The following is a 6340-nucleotide window of genomic DNA, read 5'->3' on the forward strand; positions in this document are numbered from 1 at the left end:
TTCCTATGGCAGCCGCATCCCATAGGAAAGCCGATATAGTAAAAGTGGCTTGTCTCATTCAACCATTTCGTATTCGACAACTCAGATCCAGAGGCACTCATGACCAAACAAATCAAACGTATTGGTGTTTTGACCAGTGGTGGTGACGCACCGGGTATGAACGCAGCCATCCGCGCCGTGGTGCGCGCCGGTCTGCATCATGGCCTGGAAGTCTACGGCATCTATGATGGCTACCTCGGTCTGCACCAGGACCGTATCGTCAAGCTGGAGCGTCACAGCGTCTCCGACGTGGTCAACCGTGGTGGTACCTTCCTCGGCTCCGCCCGTTTCCCCGCCTTCAAAGATCCGAAAGTGCGCGCCGAAGCGATCGAAAATCTGAAAAAGCACGGCATCGACGCCCTGGTGGTGATCGGTGGTGACGGTTCCTACATGGGTGCCAAGAAGCTGACCGAAGAGGGTTTCCCCTGCATCGGCCTGCCGGGCACCATCGACAACGACATCGCCGGTACCGACTTCACCATCGGCTTTGATACCGCGCTGAACGTGGTGGTAGACGCCATCGACCGTCTGCGCGATACCTGCAGCTCCCACCATCGCATCTCCGTGGTCGAGATCATGGGCCGTCACTGTGGTGATCTGGCCATGTCCGCCGCCGTTGCCGGTGGTGCCGAGTACGTGATCGTGCCGGAAGTAGCGTTCGACAAGGACAAGCTGCTGCAACAGATCAAGGAAGGCGAAGCCAAGGGCAAGAAGCACGCCATCATCACCATCTGTGAACACGTCACCGACGTGAACGCCCTGGCCAAGGACATCGAAGCCCTGACCGGCCGCGAAACCCGCGCCACCATCCTGGGCCACATCCAGCGTGGCGGTACCCCCACCGCACGTGACCGCATCATGTCCAGCCGCATGGGCGCCTACGCCGTCGAGCAGCTGCTGGCCGGTCACGGTGGCCGCTGCGTCGGCATCCAGCGCAACGAGATGGTGCATCACGACATCATCGACTGCATCGAGAACCTCAAGCGCCCGTTCGATCAGGAGCTCTACGATCTCTCCACCACCCTGTTCTAAGCCCCGCTTTCAGGTTGCTGTGACAAAAGCCCTCCACTGGAGGGCTTTTTCATTGGGCCCTGCTCACCACGCCGAGGCCATGACACTACCTCGTTGCAACCATCCCTGCCCCCTCGCAGCGCTTCCTCTGTTTATTGCCTGCCCACCATCCCCCTTCTTCGGAGCCCCTTGCACCGTTAACCAGCTCAACCGACATTACTTCGGTTCAGGAGCGCAACAACGCGGTACACGGCCCTCTGCAACCTGGCTTTTGCCGAGAGCAGCACCACCTCTCTGCACACTCTTCTTGCTCTGTCCCTTGGCGTTGCCGACCGCAGGTGCCCCATAGGGCCGCCAATATGCCGAAAAAGGTCCGAACAGAGACGAAAAGTGGGCCGACAGGGCACCATCAGCAGAGGGAATTTTGCAATAAAGACGGGAAGAGACATGTCAGAAGGTGGCGTCACGACAGGGAAAAACCGTTCGACTGCGACAAAAACATGTTGGAGACGGAAAATGGCGCTGACAGCAGCCCAAACCATGGCGGGGTCATCACTTTCCCCTAAAAATCGTCTTTTTTTGCCGACATAATTTTAAAAAAACAAAAAAGCCTCATATAAAACCCATCGCCAGCATCATAATGAAATTACTTAATGTACTGTTTTAATTGAAATAACTTAAGAATCCACTTCTCTTCACCGCATGACATGACCATCAAGACGATAAAATGAGCTTAAAAATGCAAAAATGAAGCTTTAGATACGCACCAGCCACATTCACACCTATAAATGCAATTTACTATTGTTTTACCGCACAATTGTGGTATCTTGGTTCCATCAACAGTCAGCCAAGGGAGACAAAATATGAAAGAGTTTGTGGTTACTGCAGTTTTTACTGTGTTTTTCACTCTGGTTGCCGTCTCTCTGCCGTCACTGTCACAGCTTTGAGGCGGTTAGTTGCCCACCCAGTGATCCTGATGGGCAACGACAGGCATCGCCACGCTGGTTAATTCACCGCTTAATGTCATTTTTTGGTGGTTCATCGAAAACAGCGACCAATACGGCCATTAGTACGACCAAGCGAACATAATTACAGCTGCCTGCCAGAGGTAGCCTGTCAACAGGGGGAGCCAGTGGCTCCCTCTGTTCATTTGCGTCTGCGGGATTTACTCTTGCCCCCCTGCCCGTCACAATGTCCGCTGGATTCGCCATGCAGGAATTACCATGACACAAGATGCGCTAAGCCATTGGCGTCGTGATCTTCATCGTCTGCCCGAAGCGGCCTGGTGTGAATTTCGTACCAGCTCCCTCATCGCCCACCACCTCAGTGAACTCGGTTTCTCCATCATGCTGGGCGACAAGCTGCTTGCCAGCAACCTCATCATGGGCCGCAACATCGACGTGCAGGCCCAGAAGGAGCGAGCCCTGCGCCAGGGAGCCCATCCGGACTGGCTGGGCAGGATCGAAGAGATAACGGGCGTGATGGGGCTGTGGGACAGCGGCCGTCCCGGCCCGACCCTGGCCTTTCGCTTCGACATCGATGCGGTGGAGGTCGAAGAGAGCCAGGGTGAGCTGCATCCCCCCAGCCAGGAGGGGTGGCACTCGCGCAACGCCGGCTGGATGCACGCCTGCGCCCATGACGGCCATACCGCCATCGGGCTGGTGCTGGCCGAGCGGATCGCCGCCCTCGCTGATCGGTTGAACGGCCGCATCAAGCTGTTCTTCCAGCCCGCCGAAGAGGGCTGTCGCGGCGGCAAGGCGCTGGCCGCCGGCGGTCAACTCGACGACGTGGATGCCCTGCTGGCGCTGCACATCGGCATTCATGCCAACAGCGGCGAGCTGGTGGTCAATCCCACCGAGTTTCTCTGCTCCACCAAGTTCGACGTGGAGTTCATGGGGCGTGCCGCCCACGCGGGACTTGAGCCCAACGCCGGCAGCAATGCGCTGGCGGCGGCCTGCATGGCCACCACCGCCATGCTCGGCATCGCTCGCCACCGCGATGGCATGACCCGCATCAACGTGGGCCAGCTCCATGGCGGCAGCGGCCGCAACGTGATCCCGGGTCACGCCCTGTTGCAGGGGGAGACCCGGGGCGCCACGCCGGCCCTCAACGACTACATGTTCAGCCAGGTGCAGCAGATGGTGGAAGGGGCAGCCATGATGCAGGGCGCCACCTACCTCATTCGCAAGCAGGGTGAAGCCATCGGTATCGACAACAGTCCGAGCCTACTTGAAGAGATCATTCCGCTCGCCCAGGCGCTCAAGCTCGAGACCATCCATACCCGCCGTTTCGGCGCCAGCGAGGACGCGGGCTTTCTCATCGAGCGGGTGCAGCGAAGCGGTGGCGAGGCGGCCTACCTGATCCTGGGGGCCAATCTGGCGGCGCCCCATCATCACCCGGAGTTCGACTTCGACGAGGCCGTGCTGGCCCCCGGCGTGGCACTGCTGGAGTCCTGGCTGCTGGCTCGCCTCGGCCGCTAGCAAACAGCCGGAAACAAACAAGGCAGCCCGCGGGCTGCCTTGTTTGTTTCACCCCTTGTCTGGCAAGGGGCTCGGTTGCACCTACTGCCCCAGCACGATGGCCGAGAGGTGGGCGAAGTGGTGGATCTCGTGGGTCGCCTCGCACGGACCATCCTGGCGAGCCGGGTTGTACCAGCAGGTTGCCAGCCCCTGCGCCGCAGCGCCGGCGATATCGGTCTTGGGGTTGTCCCCGACCATTAGCACCCGCGCCGGATCCGGGCGCTGCATCAGCTCGAGGGCATGCTGGAAAATGGCCGCCGCCGGCTTGGTCACCTGTACCTCGTCCGAGATCACCAACGGCTCGAACCACTCGTTCCAGCCCAGCTTGTCGAGGCGGCCGCGCTGCGGCAGGCTGAAACCGTTGGTGATGATCCCCATCTTCACCTTGCTCTTCAACGCCTGCAGGGTCTCCACCACCCCCTCCAGCGGCATGCTCAGGGCGATGATCTGCTGCAGGAAGGTATCGTTCATCGCCATCGGCGCCACGTCCACCTGTTCGGCAAACAGGGAGAAGCGGGTCTGCTGCAGGTGGGCGGCATCGATCTCGCCGGAGTTGTACTGCTGCCAGAGCCGGTGGTTGAGGGCATGGTACTCCGCCATCTTGGGCGGGGTCGGCGTCACGCCGTAAATGTGCAGCGTCTGTTCCAGCGCCTGGGCGACCGGGAAATCGAGCAGTGTTTCGTCCAGATCGAACAACACCCAGTCATAACTTGGTACTTTCACGGGATCCCTTACTGTTCTGGTTGATCAAATTCATTGCGCCGCCCCAGCGGGCCGGCCAGCAGATCCAGTGTCAATCTGACCCCGAATCCGGTCACCTCGCTGCTGACCACGCCATTGCCGCCCTTGTTGCGAAAACCGCTCAAGTCGAGGTGCAGCCAGGGGGTCTGGGCGGGGACGAAGCGGCTGAGGAAGCGGGCCGCATCGATGTGATCCGGCGACGAGCCCGGCGCACACTGTAACAGATCGGCCCACTCGCTATCGAGGTTGTCGTCGTAGTCCTCATCCAGCGGGAAGGGCCAGATCCGCTCGCCGCTGCGCTGGCCAAGATTGATAAGCTCCCCCAGCCACTGGGGGCGGTTGGTGAAGGCGCCGCTGTAGCGGCTGCCAAGTGCCCGCTTGCAGGCCCCGGTCAGGGTCGCGTAGTCGATCAGCAGATCCGGGTTGTCCTGCACCGCCATGCAGAGGGTATCCGCCAGCACCATGCGCCCCTCGGCATCGGTGTCCACCACCTCGATGGTGGTGCCGTTGAGGGCGGTCACCACCTCCCCCGGCCGGTAGGCGAGCGGGCCTATGTGGTTCTCGGCGATGGCGAGCCAGCAGTGCACCTCATAGGGCAACCTGGCCCGACTGATGGCGTGGAGCGTCCCCAGTGCCACCGCACTGCCCCCCATGTCCAGGTGCATGCCATACATGCTGCCGGAGATCTTGAGGTTGTAGCCGCCCGAGTCGTGGCAGATCCCCTTGCCCACCAGCGCCAGCCGCCGCACCGCATTGGGCGGGCAGTAGCTCAGCTTGACCATGGCGGCCTGGTTGTCTTCCGAGCCGCGCGCCACCGCGATGAAGGCACCGGCCCCCCGCTCGGCGAGCTGGGCCTGATCGTATTCATGCCACTGCCACCCCTCGCTCTGGGCGAGTTGACGCACCCACTCCCGGTAGCTGCGGGCGGTCAGATCGGAGGCCGGCGACACCGCCAGATGGCGCGCCAGACCGTTGCCTTCGGCTTCAGCATAGATCCGCGCCAGATCCAGCACGCAATTGGGGGACACCGCAATCTGCTGGTAGCGCCAGGGATCTTCGCTGCGATGCTTGTGACTGGGCAGCGGCACGTTGGCGGCCAGCAAGGTGGCCAGCACCAGTTCTGCCAACAGCGTAGTATCGGCCTCGTCAAAGCCTTCCAGGTGCAGCCCCAACCGCTCGATCTTGAGCCCGGCCAGCGGCGCAACCCAGCCGCGCACCTGCTTGTAGAGGGAGTGATCGCGCGCTGGGTGTGCCGGCAGGAAGATCAGCAGTTGCAGGGTATTGTGCAGCACCAGGCTGTAGGGCGCTTTCTGCCCCAGCGCGATCTGGGCGCCGACGGCGGCAAACTCGGGCAGGGCCAGCAGGCTTTCGCGGCGATCTTCGGCGCAGATCAGCAGGTTGGCGGCCAGGCCGTTGGTGAGGACGGCAGCAAGGCTAGCGTCGTGAATGTCGATCTGTGGCGGCAGATAGGTAAATGGTTGCATCATTGGGCAAGACCCTCGTCCATGAAGAGATACCAGTGATGATACCCAACAAAGCGGGGTCACAGCCAGATTTGCACTTGAAAATCAATATCAAGCGTGAAGGCGACACAAAGCAGAAAGACCGCGAAGGCGGCTGGATGAAAAACGGTGAGATTGAGGTAATAGAGAAAGGAAGTTGGTTGCGGGGGCCGGATTTGAACCGACGACCTTCGGGTTATGAGCCCGACGAGCTACCGAGCTGCTCCACCCCGCGTCCGAATTGTACTGCCACCACAAGAGACAGAGCAGTTGCCCCTTGCTGTCTTCGTCTCCACCGCAGCGCTATGCGTTTGCCATGGGCACAAATAGTTGGTTGCGGGGGCCGGATTTGAACCGACGACCTTCGGGTTATGAGCCCGACGAGCTACCGAGCTGCTCCACCCCGCGTCCGAATTGTACTGCCACCACAAGAGACAGAGCAGTTGCCCCTTGCTGTCTTCGTCTCCACCGCAGCGCTATGCGTTTGCCATGGGCACAAATAGTTGGTTGCGGGGGCCGGATTTGAAC

Annotated in this window: 4 protein-coding genes and 2 tRNA genes; 2 read left to right on the forward strand and 4 right to left on the reverse strand. The window is 60.7% G+C overall.

What is annotated here, in order from left to right:
- The first annotated feature begins 99 nt into the window (after positions 1–99).
- Both pfkA and OKB87_RS01870 read left to right on the forward strand, forming a co-directional pair.
- Complete coding sequence (gene pfkA, locus OKB87_RS01865) at positions 100–1071, forward strand: 6-phosphofructokinase (protein ID WP_011706225.1); 972 nt, start codon at positions 100–102, stop codon at positions 1069–1071.
- Between the two features lie 1202 nt (positions 1072–2273).
- Positions 2274–3530, forward strand: a complete 1257-nt coding sequence (locus tag OKB87_RS01870) for a M20 family metallo-hydrolase (protein ID WP_270826258.1) — start codon at positions 2274–2276, stop codon at positions 3528–3530.
- Positions 3531–3611: 81 nt separating this feature from the next.
- Here OKB87_RS01870 and yjjG read toward each other — a convergent pair whose 3' ends face one another.
- The 4 genes from yjjG to OKB87_RS01890 all read right to left on the reverse strand — a co-directional run bounded on the left by yjjG (position 3612) and on the right by OKB87_RS01890 (position 6220).
- Positions 3612–4292: a pyrimidine 5'-nucleotidase gene (gene yjjG, locus OKB87_RS01875; protein ID WP_024946307.1), complete on the reverse strand. Its 681-nt coding sequence runs from the start codon at positions 4290–4292 to the stop codon at positions 3612–3614.
- A gap of 8 nt (positions 4293–4300) precedes the next feature.
- The gene (locus OKB87_RS01880; RefSeq protein ID WP_223949852.1) at positions 4301–5797 is read right to left on the reverse strand and encodes a M17 family metallopeptidase; all 1497 of its coding nucleotides are present in this window, start codon (positions 5795–5797) and stop codon (positions 4301–4303) included.
- Positions 5798–5970: 173 nt separating this feature from the next.
- Positions 5971–6047, reverse strand: a tRNA-Met gene (locus tag OKB87_RS01885).
- Between the two features lie 96 nt (positions 6048–6143).
- Positions 6144–6220, reverse strand: a tRNA-Met gene (locus OKB87_RS01890).
- Between the last annotated feature and the right edge of the window lie 120 nt (positions 6221–6340).

Origin of the sequence: Aeromonas sp. Y318-1, assembly GCF_027706125.1 — a bacterium.
GTDB lineage: Bacteria > Pseudomonadota > Gammaproteobacteria > Enterobacterales > Aeromonadaceae > Aeromonas > Aeromonas hydrophila.

Excerpts from the sequence above, each read along its gene's own strand:
- OKB87_RS01880 (WP_223949852.1), bottom strand. The coding sequence starts at position 5,797 with ATGATGCAACCATTTACCTATCTGCCGCCACAGATCGACATTCACGAC.
- OKB87_RS01870 (WP_270826258.1), top strand. The coding sequence starts at position 2,274 with ATGACACAAGATGCGCTAAGCCATTGGCGTCGTGATCTTCATCGTCTG.
- pfkA (WP_011706225.1), top strand. The coding sequence starts at position 100 with ATGACCAAACAAATCAAACGTATTGGTGTTTTGACCAGTGGTGGTGAC.